This window comes from Pseudogulbenkiania sp. FW507-F1 (assembly GCF_058781125.1).
On sequence record NZ_JBYSWM010000004.1, the window covers coordinates 55,831 to 72,163 of the forward strand.

The window sequence follows — 16,333 nt, forward strand, 5'->3', positions numbered from 1 at the left end:
TAATGTGTGGATTTTTGGTCGATAATGTGACAAGTTACTGACTTCCAGCTTGGGCCGAGCGCTGTCTGACAGCGGCGGCGCCAAGTCTTTGCCGGGAGGTCTATGAGCCACTTCTTTCCTTTGACACCAGCCACTCCGGATCCCTTGCAGGCCGCCCACCTGCTCAGGGAGAAGCTGCGTGTGGAGGGACAACTTCCCCAAGGCCTGTTGCGCCAGGAAATCGAAGCCTCCTGGCGCCGCAGCTTCAGCCACGGACTGGATTGCATCGACAGCAAACTGGTCAGCCTGCAGGTCGTCAACGATCTGGACATGCTGCTGGCGGCCAACCGCATGCTGCTCGACGCCGCCACCCCGGAAATGGAGTTCCTGGCCGAACGTTACGGCAACGAAGGCCTGGTCATCCTGGGCGATGCCAACGCCAACATGCTCGCGGTGGAAGGGCGCACCGATTACCTCCGTACCCTCGGCATCCAGGACATCACCCCCGGGGCCTGCTGGAGCGAATCGCTGCGCGGCACCAATGCCCTCGGTACGGCGCTGATCGAGAGCCGGCCGATCCTGATCAATAGCGGCGAGCATTACCTCGAATGCCTGAGCCGTTTCTCCTGTTCCTCGGTACCGATCAAGAACCCGCACGGCGACGCCATCGGCGTGCTCGACCTGACGCGCGAGGGCACCCTGGCCCAGCCGCAGGACAGCCTCGGCATGCTGATGATCGCCGCCAGCCAGATCGAAAGCCGCCTGTTCGGCGCCTTTTTCCCGGAGCATCTGGTGCTGGTATTTCATCCGCGCCAGCAATATCTCGGCTCGGCCTGGCACGGCGTGCTGGCGGTGAGCGTGGAAGGCGACATCCTGGCCGCCAACCAGCAAGCCTGCGACCTGCTGCAGCTGCCGCGCGACAAGATGGTCGGCCAGCGTTGCGAAGAGGCGCTGGGCGTGCGCGGCAACACGCTGATCTCGCGCATCGTGCATGACGGCACCGCCAAAGTCCCGCTGGCACATGGCGAGTTCTACTTCAAGGCCTTGCAGCTGCCGCGCACGCCGACCATCGTGTCGACGCCGACTACGACGGCCAAACCCCAGCCCAGACCCTGCACCCTGGACGAGTTGGCGGATGGCCAGAGCCGTTTCGGGCGAGCCCTGAGAATGGCGCGGCAAGGTTTGAACAACGATCTCCCCGTGCTGTTGCTCGGCGAAACCGGCACCGGCAAGGAGGTCGTCGCCCGCGCCCTGCACGAAGTCAGCGCTCGCGCCGGCAAACCGTTCATCGCGGTGAATTGCGCCTCCATTCCCGAAGGACTGATCGAATCGGAGCTGTTCGGCTACCGCGACGGCGCCTTTACCGGCGCACGCAAGGGCGGCGTGGTCGGGCGCCTGATGCAGGCCAACGGTGGCACGCTGTTCCTCGACGAAATCGGCGACATGCCGCTCCACCTGCAGGCGCGCCTGTTGCGCGTACTGCAAGAGCGCAAGGTGGTGCCGCTGGGGGCCGGCGAAGAGCAGAACATCGACGTCGCGGTAATCTGTGCCACCCACCGCGACCTCAAGGCCATGGTGCGCGACAAGATGTTTCGCGAAGACCTCTACTACCGCATCAACGGGGTGAGCGTCGGCTTGCCGTCGCTGCGCGAGCGCGAGGATCTCGGCCAACTGATCGACACACTGCTCGGCAAGCTGGGGGCAGGCCACGTCACGGTCAGCCACGAACTGGCCGAGCTTTTTGGCCATTACCCCTGGCCGGGCAATATCCGCCAGCTGGAAATGGTGCTGCGCGCGGCACTGGCGATGCGCGAAGGCAACGAAACCGAGTTGACCCCCGAACACCTGAGCGACCATTTCCTCGAGGAGTTGCACGCCAGCACGCGGCCTTCCGGCGGGCTGATCCGCGACCAGGAACTGGAGCTGATCCGCAGCACTCTCGATAGCCATCAGGGCAACGTTTCGGCTGCGGCCCACGCGCTGGGCATCAGCCGTGCCACCCTCTACCGCAAGCTGAAGCAGCTGCAGTGGTAACGTCCTCCGTGTTCCCTGCCACGCAGAGCACATCTTGACCCGGCAGCCGCCGCACGGACCCCTATGCTCAGGTTTTTCCTCAAGCTCGCCAAAACAAACAACCCGGCCCTGTTCGAGCAGTCTATGGACTGGCTGTACGGTTTCGTGCGACCGCATCGCCTGGCCATCGGCGGCCTGCTCGGGCTGTCGCTGGGGGCCTCGTTACTGGTGCTCGCCCAACCCTGGCTCACCAAGATGCTGATCGACAGGGGGCTGCTCGGCAAAGACTACCCGCTATTGCTCACCATCGCGCTCGCCATGATCGTGGTCGGCATTGCCAGCACCCTGCTCAGCGGCGTCAACCGCTACCTGCACACCCGTCTGTCCGGGCGCATCCTGTTTTCTCTGCGCGGCGCCCTGTACGGTCATCTGCAGCAACTCTCCCCGGCCTTCTACGGCCGGCGGCGCATCGGCGACCTGCTTTCCAGGCTCGATGGCGACGTGGCCGAAATTCAGCGCTTTGCACTGGACTCGCTGTTTTCCGCCGTCTCCAGCGTGATCGGCCTGATCGGAGCCATCGCCTTGCTGCTGGCGCTGTCGTGGAAACTGTCGCTGCTGGTGGTGGTGCTGATCCCGCTCGAAGTGCTGTGGCTGCGCTGGATGCGCCAAAAAGTGGAGCGCGATGCGCGCCAGCTGCGCGAAAGCTCGGCCGACATGTCGTCCTTTCTGGTCGAAACGCTACCCGCGATGAAGTTCATCCAGTCCGCCGGGCAGCAAACCGCCGAACTGCATCGCCTCGATCACCTCGGCGAGGGCTATATGCAGCGCCTGCTCAAACTACAGGTGACCGAATTCTTCACCCAAGCCGTCCCCGGCACGCTGACCTCGCTGTCGCGTGCCTGCGCCTTCCTCATCGGTGGTTACTGGGTCGTCAACGGCAGCTGGCAACTGGGCTCGCTGATCGCCTTTTCCACCTATCTCGGCATGGCGGTCGGGCCGGTGCAAAGCCTGCTGGGGCTCTACGTCGCACTGCAACGCATGACCGTGAGCCTGGGCCGGGTCATGGAGTTGCAGAACGAGCCGGTCAGCATCCATCAGCCAGAACATCCGCGAGAGCCGTCGAGCAGCGGCGGCGAACTGGTACTGGATAACGTCTGGTTCGCCCATGGCGAGCGCCAGCAGGGGGTACTGCGCGGCGTATCCGCGCGGATACCAGCAGGGCGTAAGGTAGCCATCAGCGGTGCATCCGGGGTCGGAAAATCGACCCTGATCGACCTACTGCAACGCTTCTACGACCCCCAGCAAGGGTGCATCCGCTTCGAAGGAGTCGATCTGCGCGAACTGGACCTGTTTACCCTGCGTCGCCGCATCGCCGTCGTGAGCCAGGACATCGTGCTGTTTCGTGGTAGCCTGGCCGACAACATCCGCTACAGCGCACCGCACGCCAGCCGCGAACAGATCGAAACCGTGGCACGGCAGGCTCGTCTCGACGGCCTGATCCAGTCCATGCCGAACGGTCTCGACAGCCACGTCGGCGAACGCGGGCAACAGCTCTCCGGCGGCCAGAAGCAGCGCATCGCCATTGCCCGCGCCTTGCTGCAGGACCCGTTGATCCTGGTGCTCGACGAAGCCACCTCGGCGGTGGACGAGGCCACCGAGCGCGAAGTCATCGCCGAGATCGACGAGCTGTTCAGCCAGCGCACCCGCATCCTGATCAGCCACCGCGCGTCGACGCTGGCGCAGGCTGATCTGCGCTTCGAGCTGATCGACGGACAACTGTTGCTACGCCAGGAGGCGTGCGTGAGCGATGGGCACTGAACTGCGCATCGGCATCGTCGACAGCGGCTGCCGCCACGAGCAGGCGAGCCGGGTGCTGGCGGCGCGCGGTTTTTGGCTCGAGCAAGAAGACCTGCGGCACGGGGAAGTCCAGCCCGACCGGCTGGGGCACGGCGGCGCCGTGCTCGACATGGCGGCACGGCAGGCCCCGGCGGCGCAGTTCTGCGTGGCTCAGGTCTTCCACGAGCGCTGGACCACCACCCCGCTGCAGATCGCGGCCGCCCTGCATTGGCTGATCGAGCAAGAGGTCAAGGTGATCAACCTCAGCCTGGGCATCCGACAGGACCGCCCCCTGCTGCGTGCCGCCTGCGAGCAGGCCCTCGCGGCCGGCATCGTGCTGTGTGCCTCAAGCCCGGCCCAGGGCGAACCGGTCTACCCGGCTAGCTACCCGGGCGTGTTGCGCATCACTGGCGATGCCCGCTGCCGTGCCGGGCAATGGTCCTGGCTCGCCAGTCCCCAGGCCGACTTCGGCACCGTGGTCGCGAACGGCGAGGGGGGGATGGCCGGGGCCAGCATCGCCACGGCGGCGATGAGCGGGCTGATCGCGGCCTATTTCTTGCTTCATCCCGATGCCACACGCCAACAACTGCTTGACCATTTGCAGCGCGAGGCCAGTTTCATCGGCATTGAACAACGCAGGCATCCATCATGACTTCAGCACATATCCTGGTACTTGGCGCCGGCCCAGCCGGTGCCGCTGTCGCCCTCGGGCTCAACCGGCTCGGTTATCGCGTCAGCGTGGTCAGCGAATGGCGCCGCTTCGAGGCGGTGGAGGGGATATCGCAACGGGTGCTGGACGGACTGCATCATGCCGGCCTGCGACGGGCGGCCGACAGCGCGGCGGCGCCGTCGGCGCGCGAGGTGTACTGGAACGGCACCCGGCAAACCCTCAACACCGAATTCCTGCTCGACCGCCGCGCGTTCGACCACGCCCTGAGGCTAGACCTGCAGGCAGCGGGCATCGCAGTGATCGAGGCCAAAGTGCGTACGCTGGTTTCCGACGCACAAGGCCATCATGTTCAATTGGACGGCCCCGACGGGGCCAGCGTAATCGCCGCCGATTTTCTGGTGGAAGCGCGTGGCCGGCTGGCACCGCTGTCCGGCAAAGGGCTGCGCGGCCCTGAAACCCTGGGTTTGCTCAACACTTGGCAAGGCGCCCCCGGGCCACATGGCTCGGCGGTGGAAAGCATGGAGGATGGCTGGGTCTGGATGGCGAGGCTGGCGGACGGTCGCTGCTACTGGCAGCTGACGCTGGACGTGGCCAGCACTGCGCTACCGGAGAAAGACCAGCTGGCCGGATTCTGCGCCGCCCGGCGTACCTCGGCGCTGGTCCTCGACTTCTTCGGGGAGCCGGCGCGGCAGGAGGCCGCCGTGCATGCCCGTACCAGCACGGCGACCCTGTGTCTGGAAACATCCGGGGACAACTGGCTCCGGGTCGGCGATGCTGCCATGGCGGTAGATCCGCTCTCCGGCAACGGCATCTTCCAGTCGCTGTCTTCCGCCTTGCAAGCGCCGGCGGTGATTCATACCCTGCTGACCCGGCCGGATCGCGCCCAGCTGGCACAACGCTTCCATCAACGCCGCATCGAGCATCTATTCCACCGCTTTGCCAGGATCGGCCGCGACTTCTACGCAATGGAACAGCGCTGGGCCGAGCGGCCGTTCTGGCAGGCACGCCGTGCCTGGCCCGACCAGCAGCCAATCCATGTGGCGTCAGGCTTCGAACAATTGCGGGTAGAAAAGGCGCCGGTGATCAACGGTGATGTGATCGATGAAGCCGACGTGGTGGTCAGCCCCGACCAGCCACTCGGCATCTGGCATCTGCAAGGGGTGGAGTTGGCGCCAATCGTGCAGGCGCTGCAGCAGGGCCCCGGCACCGACGTATTGACTGCCCTGGCGCCGGAGCAGCGCCACATGCTGCGAGGCTGGCTGTTGGCGCAGGGCTACAGGCCAGCCTGAAAAAAACTGGCGCCCTCGGGCGCCAGTATCGACTCACTTAGATATTCATCACCACCGACTTCACTTCGGTGTAGTGCTCGATGGCGGCGGCCCCCATCTCACGCCCGACTCCGGACAGCTTGTAACCGCCAAACGGCATGGCCGGGTCGAGTGCGCTGTGGCAGTTCACCCAGACCGAACCCGACTTGATGCGAGGAATCATGCGGTGCGCCGCCGACAGGTTGTTGGTCCAGATGCTGGCGCCCAGGCCATAGCGGCTGTCGTTGGCGAGGCGAATGACCTCGTCGATATCATCGAACGGCATCGCCACCAGCACCGGGCCGAAGATTTCCTCCTGCACCAGCGGGCCTTTCTGCGCCACGTCCACCAGCACCGTCGGTTTGACGAAATAGCCCGGACCGAATTGTTCGCCACCGCAGGCGATATGGGCACCGAGTTCGCGGCCGCGCTCGATGTAGCCGAATACGCGCTGCTGCTGCTTGGCCGAGATCAACGGCCCCATCTGCACGCTCGGGTCCAGACCATTGCCGAGCTTCATGCCGTTGGCGATGGAGGCAATTTCCCCGACCACATTATCGAAATGCTTGCGGTGCACGTAGAGGCGCGAACCAGCGCAGCACACCTGGCCGTGGTTGAAGAAGATCGCCGTGGCCGCGCCCGCTGCCGCCACATGCGGATCGGCGTCGTCCAGCACGATGGTCGGCGACTTGCCGCCCAGTTCGAGCGTGACGCGCGTCATCGACTCCATGGCCGCCTTGCCGATCAGCTTGCCGACCTCGGTCGAGCCGGTGAAGGTGAGCTTGTCCACCTCCGGGTGGTGCGACAGCGCCGCACCGGCGGTCACACCGGTACCGGTAACAACGTTGAACACACCCGCCGGGTAGCCCGCTTCCAGCACCAGCTCACCCAGCTTGAGTGCGGACAGCGGCGTTTCGTCAGCCGGCTTGAGCACCACGCTGCAGCCGGTGGCCAGTGCGGGACCCAGCTTCCAGCAGGCCAGCAGCAAGGGGAAGTTCCATGCCACGATGGCGCCGACCACGCCGACCGCCTCGCGCCGTACAAAGCTGTGGAAATGGCTGTCCGGCATCAGCGGAATCGAGACGTCGACCGTCGAGCCTTCGATCTTGGTCGCCCAGCCTGCCATATAGCGCAGAAAATCGATGCTCAGCTGGACGTCCATGATGCGGGCCACTTGCGCGCTCTTGCCATTATTTACGCATTCCAGCTCCGCCAGCATGTCGGCATCGCGTTCGAGCAAGTCGGCAAGGCGCCACAGCAGGTTCTGGCGCTCGCGCGGACGCATCCGGCTCCAGGCCGAATCGTCGAAGGCACGGCGCGCGGCGCTGACGGCCAGATCGACGTCAGGCTCTGCCGCCATGGGCACATCACACAGCACCTCTCCGTTGGCCGGGTTTCGTACCGGCATGGTGGCGCCGCTGGCGGCATCCAGCCAGCGATCGCCAATCAGCATCTTGGGCTTGCGCGCAAGAAACGTAACGGTTTGCGGCAGTAACGATAGTGAAGCTTGCATTGTTGGCATCCTCAGTTGTGGCGTGACGGGTGAGGGCCTCAAAGCAGTTTCCATACCAGAGCGATTTAAATAAGCTGAGCCGCAGTTTTTATTGGAGTTGAGCCTGTCAATGAAGTGCAATGAATAGCAAGAGTGTCTCGATTTGAGAAAGGGCGAGACATAAAATGAAAACGTTCCAGAAGCGGGAAACAAATGTTGCGCAGCAACAAATCTCAATTTGAAACAGTGTCGATCGCAAAACAAGACACTACGCCCGCCTTATCGAATCCAAAAGCCGATTTTAACTGCAGAGAAACGGGATCCGACCTGGCATTTAATGTTTGGCACGGAATGTGCTAAATCGCATTCCAGGCATGACGTATTCGTTCATCGAATAGCGTGTGCGATTACAAAATCAAATACTACAAAGGAGTCCGACCTTGTTAACCCACTTGTTCCGACGTTATAAGCCTTGGCACATCCTGGGTGTCGCCGCACCGTTGGCGCTTTGCGCCGCCCCGGCGGATGCTCGCGACGCCCAGACCATCATCGGCCAGAGCTGTGCCGCCTGCCATGCCGCCGAAGGAAAGAATTCCTGGAGCCGTATCAGTCATCAGCGCAAGACCCCAGAAGGCTGGCTGATGACCATCGCCCGCATGCAGACCATGCACGGTCTGGTCATCAGCGATGAAGACCGCCGAACCGTGGTCAAGTATCTGGCTGACAAGCAGGGGCTGGCGCCGAGTGAGACGGAAACCGCCCGCTACGCGCTGGAACGCAGCCTCAACACGGTCGAACACATCGGCTCCGAGCAGTACAACCAGATGTGCGCGCGCTGCCACTCCGCCGCACGTCCGGCGCTGCAGCGTCGCCCGGCGAAGGAATGGGAACACCTGGTCCATTTCCACCTGGGCCAATGGCCGTCGCTCGAGTACCAGGCGCAGGCACGCGACCGCGACTGGCTGCAGGTCGCACTCAAGGAGATGGTGCCGCTTTTGGCCAAGGAGTACCCGCTGGACAGCAAGGCCTGGTCCGACTGGCAACGGCACAAGCCGCAGCCGGCGGCCCTGGCGGGGCGCTGGAGCTTCAGCGGCCACATGCCCAGCAAGGGTGACGTGCTCGGCGTCATGACGGTCAGCCCGGCCGGCAAGGACACCTTCAAGGTGGCGGTGCAAGGCCGCTATGCCAACGGCCAGCCCTTCAGCGGCAACGGCTCTGCGCTGCTTTACAACGGCTACGAGTGGCGTGCCAGCGTCAAGGTCGGCGGCGTCGCCATGCGCCAGGTGCTGATGGCCAAGGACGGCGAGATGCAGGGACGCATGTTCGAAGAGGCCCATGACGAGCGCGGCCTCGACTTCCGTGCAGCCAAATCCGGCAGCGGCAAGCTGCTCGCAGTCCAGCCCGAATTCGTCAAAGCCGGCAGCGAGACGGAGCTCACCCTGGTCGGCGCCGGCCTTCAGGGCAAGGCCGATTTCGGCCCCGGCATCCAGGTCGTCTCCGTGCTGTCGCAGACCCCCGAGCAGGTGCGCGTCAAGGTCAAGGCCAGCGCCGATGCCGCCGTGGGCGTGCGCAGCATCGGCCTCGGCAGGCTGAAAGGCGGCAGCCTGGCGGTCTACCAGCAGGTCAAGGAAGTCAAGGTGCTGCCGGCCTTCTCGGTATCCCGTATCGGCGGCAACGGCGGGTCGACGCCGAAGGTGGAAGGGCGCTTCGACGCCGAGGCCTGGAGTCAGGACGCGTCCGGCAAGCCCTTCCGGGTCGGCGTGATGCCGGCCAAGTGGTCGGTGGCCCCGTTCGACGAGCGCGCCGAGGAAGATCAGGACGTGAAATACGCCGGCAAGATGCAAGCCGACAGCGGCATCTTCACCCCGGGCGACGCCGGCCCCAACCCGGCTCGCAAGATGTCGACCAACAACGCCGGCAACCTCAAGGTGATTGCCACCGTGGACGACAGCGGGCGCGCCCTGAAGGGCGAAGGCCACATGATCGTCGGGGTGCAGCGTTGGAACAACCCGCCCATCCCTTGAGCCATGCCAGGCGAAGCCAGCATGGGGCTGGCTTCGGAATCGATACATTCGGATTGGATTGAGGAGGATGCCATGGGCACCCTATTGAACCTGGTCGAACGCAACGTGCATGAAGTGCAGGTCGATGCCGAGCGGCTGCTGTTCCACATCCCGAGCAGCTCGCTGTTCGCCGCGGACCAGCTGACCGCCAGCATCGTCGATGCCTTGCGCGTTAGTAGTTGTACCACCGAAGAGCTGCTGCAGCGCCTGTCCGGTCGCTTTGCCAGCGAGGAGGTGAGCGAGACGCTGCGGGAATTGCTGGCACTCGAGGTGGTGAGCGACGGCTCGCCGCTGACGCCGGAGATCGCCCTGCAGCGGGTCGAACGCACCGCCTTGAATACAGTGGTGTTGAACGTCAATACCGGCTGCAACCTGAGTTGTTCCTACTGCTACAAGGAAGATCTCGACACGCCGTCGGCGGGCCGCCGCATGGACGTGGAAACCGCCAAGGCCTCGGTGGAGATGCTGTTGCAGGAATCGCCGGACGAGCCGCGCTATACCGTGGTGTTTTTCGGCGGCGAGCCGCTGAGCAACCGCAAGCTGATCGAAACCATGGTGGATTACTGTGAAACCCGCTTCGCCGAGTTGGGCAAGCAGGTGGAGTTCGTCATGACCACCAACGCCACCTTGCTCACCGAAGAGATCGTCGACTACCTCAACGCGCACCGCTTCGGTCTGTCGGTCAGCATCGACGGGCCGAAGAAAATTCATGATCGCAACCGTCTCACCGTGGGCGGAACCGGTACCTACGACGTGGTACGGCGCAAGGCGGAAATGCTGCTGTCGCGCTACACCAGCCGGCCGGTCGGCGCGCGCGTGACCCTCACCAGCGGCGTGACCGACGTCGAAGGCATCTGGGACCACCTGTTCAACGAGCTCGGCTTTGCCGAAGTGGGTTTCGCGCCGGTGACGTCCGGCACCATCAACACCTTCAACCTGAACCCCGACGAGTTGGCCGAAGTATTCGCCAACATGAAGGCGCTCGGTCGGCGCTACCTGGAGGCCGCACTCGAGCACCGCAATATCGGCTTTTCCAACCTGCACCAGCTGATTACCGACATTCATGAGGGGCACAAGAAGGCTTTGCCGTGCGGCGCCGGGCTCAAGATGCTGGCAGTGGATCACAAGGGCGAATTGAACCTGTGCCACCGCTTCACCGGATCGACCCTGCCCACCTTCGGCAACGTGCATACCGGGGTGGACCAGCCGCGCCTCAACGACTTTCTGTCGCAGCGACTGGACCGCAGCAACACCGGCTGCGAGAGCTGTCGCATCCGCAACCTGTGTTCCGGCGGTTGCTATCACGAAAGCTACGCCCGCTACGGCGACCCGACCCATCCGACCTACCACTACTGCGAACTGATGCGCGACTGGGTGGATTTCGGCATCGAAATCTACAGCCGCATCATGGCCGGCAATCCGGCCTTCATCAGCAGCTACATCACACCGCGGAAGGCACACTGAGATGAAACATTTGAAGCCGATCAATCACAAGGCACAACAACTGGAACAGGCTGCGGCGGAAGACCGCCTGGAAGAGGTGGTGGCGATGAGTTCGATCGCCGGCTGTACCGCCACCACCGACCCGGGCTGGGAAGTGGACGTGTTTGGCGGGGTGTCGTCGCTGTGCCAGCCGATGGAGTCCGACCTGTACGGCTGCTCCGATCCCTGCTGGTGGCCGGCACAAGTGCCGGACATGATGAGCACCTATCCCGACTGGAACAAGGCGGCAAACAATTCCAGCGAAGATTGGCGCCATCTGGGCACCGTATTCCCCAAAGACAAGTAACCGGCCACGTTGAACAAGAGGGATTTGCTATGTCCGTTAAAACGATTTTCAAGCTGGCCGGCTTGGCCATGGCGTTCGGCACCTGTGTGCAGCCGACCCTGGCCGCCAGTGACTTGGCGCTGCAAAAAGGCCACGAATATCTCGCCGTCACCAATTACCCGAACAACCTGCACATCATCGATGCGGAAAACGACAGCCTATATAAAAGCTGCCGCCTGCCGGATGCCTTTGGTCCGGGAACCATCCAGATCAGTCCCGACAAAACCCGCGCCTACGTGCTGAATAATCACTACGGCGACATCTACGGGGTGGAACTCGACAGCTGCAACGTGGTGTTCCATGCCACCCTGTCACAGCAGCCGACGGAGCGCGCCCGGGCGATCTTTTCCATCGGCCTGAGCCCGGATGGCAAGGAACTCTACAGCATCGTCAACCCTACCCGGATGAATCTCGACAATTACGTGGTGGAGACGCCACGCCTGCAGGTGTATTCGACCTCGGCTGGCCTGAACGCCAAGCCGGAGCGCAGCTTCCCGGCGCCGCGCCAGACCACCATGCTGCAGGCGGCCGACGACGGCTCGCTGTTCGTGGTGGGGGCCGACGTCTACAAGATGGACCCGCACAGCGGCAAGACCGAAGTGAACATCCCGCTGCGCAACTGGACCCGTCCGCTGTATAGCCCGCCGGATGTGCTGTACGTCTGGCCGCAGCAACGCCCTCAGCATACGTTCAATCTGCTGTACACGGCGGCGCGATTCAAGGACGAGAAAATGAATCCGGAGACGGCTGATAATGTTTACGGCTTTATCGACATCAATCTTGCCAATGGCAAATCCGAGCTGGTGGATTTCGCCCCGATTACCGAGGTGTATTTCACCGGGGCGCGCTCACCCAAGGACTCCAACCTGATGTACGGCGTGCTCAATCGCCTGGCGAAATATGACATCAAGGAAAAGAAACTACTGCAAAGCGCCTCACTCGATCATTCCTATTATTGCTTAACGATCAACAAGGCCGGCAACAAGCTTTATTTATCCGGGACCTTCAACGATGTCGCCATTTTCGACGCCGATTCGCTGAAGAAAATCGGCAACGTTAAACTGCCGGGCGGCGATATGGCGATTACCACGGCGCAGATATTTACCCGTTAATCTCCACAAGGCGAGAGCAGGGTGGCGCGCCATCCCTCTCACCCCGGAAAGAGATCGGGAGGTCCGCCACGGGCCCGGATAAAAAAGAGGAGACCGTAATGTTCTATCCGCCACGCCATTCTTCCGCATGATTCCCGGCTGATCAGCCGCCACTTTGGGTCGAGCCGTCCGGCTCGACCAATTTCCCCGCCATCGTCGTTGCCCAAGCTGCGATCACGTTCTCGACGTGAGCGTAGGGCACGCTTTTTTGCAAGGACACGGATCATGCAGGACTACTCTGCCGCAGTCAGTCAGTTTGACTATCAGGAAACCGTTCGACGGGTGTTGGCGGGCGATCTCGAGGCCATCAACGCCTGCATCGAGTGTTGTGACCGTTATGCCGGGACCGGGCGCATCGCTCTGTACTACGAAGGCAGCGACGGCAGCAGCGCCAGCTACACCTTTTCCCAGCTCAAGGAATACTCGGCCCGCTTTGCCAACTGGCTACAGGCACAGGGCGTACGGCCCGGCGATACCGTCGCCGGCCTGTTGCCGCGCACGGTGGAACTGCTGATCACCGTCCTCGGGAGCTGGCGGCTGGGCGCCGTCTACCAGCCGCTGTTTACCGCCTTCGGCCCGAAAGCCATCGAGCATCGCCTCGGCACCTCTAGCGCCCGCGTGGTGGTGACCAATGACGCCAACCGCGCCAAGCTCGATACGCTGGAGGACGGCCTCCTGGTATTGACGGTCGGCGCAGGTGAGCAAGGCGATAACGACTTCTGGAATGCATTGCTCAATCAATTGCCGGAGTTTGAACCGGTGCTGCGACGTGGCGACGACCCCTTTCTGCTGATGTTCACCTCCGGCACCACCGGTCTGGCCAAGCCGATCGAGGTGCCGCTCAAGGCCATCGTGGCTTTCGTGACCTACATGCGTGACGCCATCGGGCTGACGGGGCAGGACCGCTTCTGGAACTTGGCCGACCCGGGCTGGGCTTACGGGCTTTACTACGCCGTGACTGGCCCGCTGGCCATGGGCTTGCCGACCACGTTTTACGACGGCCCTTTCTCGGTCGAGAGCACTTGCCGCATTATCCGCAAACGGGGCATCACCAACCTGGCGGGATCGCCGACGGCTTACCGTCTGCTGATTGCAGGCGGAGAGGCCGCGGCCCGGCCATTGCGCGGCATCTTGCGGGTGGTGAGCAGCGCCGGGGAGCCGCTCAACCCGGAGGTGATCCGCTGGTTTGACGAGACCCTGGGCGTACCGATTCACGACCACTACGGCCAGACCGAACTCGGCATGGTAGTGGGCAACCACCATGCCTTGAGCCATCCGGTGCACCCGGGATCGGCAGGGTTCGCCATGCCTGGCTACCGCGTGGTGGTGCTGGACCAGGAGCAGCGCGAGCTGCCGGCGGGCCAGCCCGGCATCCTGGCGATCGATCGCGCGCAGTCGCCGCTGTACTGGTTTGGCGGTTATCGGGACATGCCAACATCGGCCTTCGTCGGCAACTACTACCTGAGCGGTGACACCGTCGAAGCCAACCCGGATGGCAGCATCAGTTTCGTCGGCCGGGCCGACGACGTGATCACCACCTCGGGCTACCGCGTCGGGCCTTTCGACGTGGAAAGCGCCCTGATCGAGCACCCGGCCGTGATCGAAGCGGCGGTGATCGGCAAGCCCGATGCCGAGCGCACCGAGTTGATCAAGGCGTTTGTGGTGCTGGGCGGCACCTGCGCGGCCACGCCCGAGCTTGCCACCGAATTGCAACTGCACGTTCGGCAACGGCTGGCCGCCCACGCCTACCCACGGGAAATCGAGTTCGTCGCCGAACTGCCGAAAACACCCAGCGGCAAGCTGCAGCGTTTCATCCTGCGCAATCAGGAAGTGGCCAAGGGCAACGCCGACAAGTCGCCGCAAAGCACCCGCGCAAGCTGAGCCGACGGCGCCGTCAGTGCAGGGCGGGACGGGAGGAGCGGGGAGGCATTACAGCCGCCCCCGTTCGGCCTAGCTCTTGCCGACGACGGCCGTCAGTTCGTCGATGAACACCCGCAGCACCGCTGGCTGCGAGGCGCCGCGCCGCGTGATGGCGGTAAAGGGCCACTGCGAGCTGAAGCGGACTGGGTCGATCTGGCGCATCGCGCCACTCTCGACCCAGCGAGCCGCGTAGTGGACCGGCAGAAACCCGACGTAGGCGCCGGACAGGATCAGGATGGCCTGGGCCTCGACGTTGTCGACGGTGGCGGTGGCCTTGCTGACCCGGAGCAGTTGCAGGTCGCGTTGCTGCAGATAGCCTCGGGCCACGATGTGGCTGTCCCCGATGCGCCGGAACAGCTCGTCCTCGCTGGGCGGCTGCTCGTAGAGCGGGCTGTAACGGCCGCAATACAGGCCATCGGGCTCATCGTAGAGCGGTGTGTAGGAGAGGCCGGGAACCCGCAGCGGAAAATGTCCGATGGCGATGTGCAGGCGCCCGTCGAGCACGCGCTCCTCCAGCTCGGCCGGGGTGCCGATGTAGACGTCGAGTTGTACGTCGTGACCGCGCGACACGAACTGCCGCAAGGTCTTGGGCAGGGGCGACTCGGCGTCGGAGATGGTGTTGTCGATGATGCCCAGGTAGAGCCGCCCGGAGATGCGCTGCTGCAGCGCATTGGTGTCCATGCAGAACGACTCCACCGCCAACAGCAGCCGCTGCGCGGCCTCGTAGGTGGCGACGCCGTGCTCCGTCAGGCGAAAGCCGCCGCGGCCACGTTCGCACAGCGTGACCCCAAGGCGGGTTTCGAGGCTGTTCATCTGTTCGCTGATGGTCGACTGGCTGCTGTTCAAGGCCGCCTGCGCGGCCGAAAAGCCGCCGCACTTGACGATTGTCATGAACACCCTGAGCAGTTTCAGGTCAACGTCCTGGAGCTGGTTCACCGCTTTTCTCCCCCCGAGAATTACTTCGTAAATTCCGATTTGAAGATCTGATCTTCCTTATTTTTTCGGCCCGTTTCTTTCTCCATAGTCACTCAAAAGGCAGGGCGTACTCAAGTCCGGCCTTCACTGTCACAGACCATGTGGAGAAGTTGAAATGCAGAATAACGGGTATGAAACGGGCCGCCTGAACTTGCCGTTCGTGGGCCATTGCACCTTCGCCAAATCGGCGGTTTGTCTCGACTGGGAGCGTATCGACGCCGACGTGGCGATCCTTGGCGCGCCCAACGACATGGGCACGCAGTGGCGCTCGGGCGCCCGCTTCGGTCCTCGCGGCATCCGCGAAGCGTCGACGCTGTTTTCGTTCGGCCACGCCGGCGCCTACGACCACGAAGACGACGTGATGTACCTCACCCGCGAGGACGTGCGCATGGTGGACGTGGGCGATGCCGACATCGTCCACACCGACATGGCCAGCAGCAACGCCAACATCGAGTTCGCGGTGCGCAAGATCCTCGAATCCGGCGCGATGCCGGTGGTGCTGGGCGGCGACCACTCGATCCACGCCCCGGTGATCAAGGCCTACGAAGGCCGCGGCCCGATCCACATCATCCATTTCGATGCCCACCTCGACTTCGTCGACGAACGCCACGGCGTGCGCTACGGCCACGGCAACCCGCTGCGCCGCGCCTCGGAGATGGATCACATCGCCGGCATGACCCAGCTGGGCATCCGCAACGTGTCGTCGTCGAACCGTGCCGACTACGACGCGGCACGCGACGCCGGCTCCAACATCCTGTCGGTACGCGACGTGCGTCGCCTCGGCACCGAGGGTGTGCTGGCGCAGATTCCGGAAGCGGCCCACTACTACATCACCATCGACATCGACGGCTTCGACCCGTCCATCGCGCCGGGCACCGGCACCCCGAGCCACGGCGGCTTCCAGTACTACGAGGTGCTGGAAATCATCCAGGCGCTCTCTAAGCGCAGCCAGGGCGGCATCGTCGGCATGGACCTGGTCGAGGTGGCGCCAGCCTACGATCCGGCCGGACTGACCTCGATCCTGGCGGCGCAACTGCTGCTGAACAGCATCGGCTTTATCTTCCACGAACGCGCCCAGGCCAAGGCGCGGCGCTAAGCC

At 63.6% G+C, this 16,333-nt stretch carries 12 protein-coding genes; 10 read left to right on the forward strand and 2 right to left on the reverse strand.

All coding sequences use genetic code 11. The features are described from left to right. Positions 1-102 precede the first annotated feature (102 nt). The 4 genes from AC3WG5_RS03825 to qhpG all read left to right on the forward strand — a co-directional run bounded on the left by AC3WG5_RS03825 (position 103) and on the right by qhpG (position 5,787). Positions 103-2,013, forward strand: a complete 1,911-nt coding sequence (locus AC3WG5_RS03825; protein ID WP_492567850.1) for a sigma-54-dependent Fis family transcriptional regulator — start codon at positions 103-105, stop codon at positions 2,011-2,013. 63 nt (positions 2,014-2,076) lie between these two features. After that, the gene (locus tag AC3WG5_RS03830; RefSeq protein ID WP_492567851.1) at positions 2,077-3,810 is read left to right on the forward strand and encodes an ABC transporter ATP-binding protein; all 1,734 of its coding nucleotides are present in this window, start codon (positions 2,077-2,079) and stop codon (positions 3,808-3,810) included. Next, positions 3,800-4,480 carry a subtilisin-like serine protease QhpE gene (gene qhpE, locus AC3WG5_RS03835; protein WP_008952602.1) on the forward strand — a complete coding sequence of 227 codons (681 nt, stop codon included), beginning with the start codon at positions 3,800-3,802 and terminating at the stop codon, positions 4,478-4,480. Before AC3WG5_RS03830 ends, qhpE begins: the two co-directional genes overlap by 11 nt. Next, positions 4,477-5,787 (forward strand): flavin-dependent monooxygenase QhpG, encoded by a 1,311-nt coding sequence (qhpG, locus tag AC3WG5_RS03840; RefSeq protein ID WP_492567852.1) that lies wholly within the window; start codon positions 4,477-4,479, stop codon positions 5,785-5,787. Before qhpE ends, qhpG begins: the two co-directional genes overlap by 4 nt. Before the next feature lie 37 nt (positions 5,788-5,824). Here qhpG and AC3WG5_RS03845 read toward each other — a convergent pair whose 3' ends face one another. Beyond that, positions 5,825-7,318: an aldehyde dehydrogenase family protein gene (locus AC3WG5_RS03845; protein WP_492567853.1), complete on the reverse strand. Its 1,494-nt coding sequence runs from the start codon at positions 7,316-7,318 to the stop codon at positions 5,825-5,827. A gap of 419 nt (positions 7,319-7,737) precedes the next feature. Here AC3WG5_RS03845 and peaA point away from each other — a divergent pair, with 419 nt between their 5' ends. From peaA to AC3WG5_RS03870, 5 genes are all read left to right on the forward strand, one after another. Beyond that, complete coding sequence (gene peaA / locus AC3WG5_RS03850; protein WP_492567854.1) at positions 7,738-9,321, forward strand: quinohemoprotein amine dehydrogenase subunit alpha; 1,584 nt, start codon at positions 7,738-7,740, stop codon at positions 9,319-9,321. 72 nt (positions 9,322-9,393) lie between these two features. Next, a complete protein-coding gene (gene peaB, locus AC3WG5_RS03855) occupies positions 9,394-10,824 on the forward strand; it encodes a quinohemoprotein amine dehydrogenase maturation protein (RefSeq protein ID WP_014087283.1) in 1,431 nt (476 codons plus the stop codon). Position 10,825: 1 nt separating this feature from the next. Beyond that, positions 10,826-11,149 carry a quinohemoprotein amine dehydrogenase subunit gamma gene (gene qhpC / locus AC3WG5_RS03860; RefSeq protein WP_014087284.1) on the forward strand — a complete coding sequence of 108 codons (324 nt, stop codon included), beginning with the start codon at positions 10,826-10,828 and terminating at the stop codon, positions 11,147-11,149. After that, the gene (peaD, locus tag AC3WG5_RS03865; protein WP_492567855.1) at positions 11,110-12,300 is read left to right on the forward strand and encodes a quinohemoprotein amine dehydrogenase subunit beta; all 1,191 of its coding nucleotides are present in this window, start codon (positions 11,110-11,112) and stop codon (positions 12,298-12,300) included. The genes qhpC and peaD overlap by 40 nt, the downstream gene beginning before the upstream one ends. 264 nt (positions 12,301-12,564) lie before the next feature. Continuing rightward, positions 12,565-14,220 (forward strand): acyl-CoA synthetase, encoded by a 1,656-nt coding sequence (locus AC3WG5_RS03870; protein ID WP_492567856.1) that lies wholly within the window; start codon positions 12,565-12,567, stop codon positions 14,218-14,220. Between the two features lie 69 nt (positions 14,221-14,289). Here the strand turns inward: AC3WG5_RS03870 and AC3WG5_RS03875 are convergent, their stop codons facing one another. Then, positions 14,290-15,195, reverse strand: a complete 906-nt coding sequence (locus AC3WG5_RS03875) for a LysR family transcriptional regulator (RefSeq protein ID WP_492567857.1) — start codon at positions 15,193-15,195, stop codon at positions 14,290-14,292. A 154-nt stretch (positions 15,196-15,349) separates the two neighbouring features. On the opposite strand from AC3WG5_RS03875, the gene speB reads away from it, so the two are divergent. Then, on the forward strand, positions 15,350-16,330 hold the full coding sequence (gene speB, locus AC3WG5_RS03880; protein WP_492567858.1) for an agmatinase: 981 nt from the start codon (positions 15,350-15,352) through the stop codon (positions 16,328-16,330). Positions 16,331-16,333: the final 3 nt, after the last annotated feature.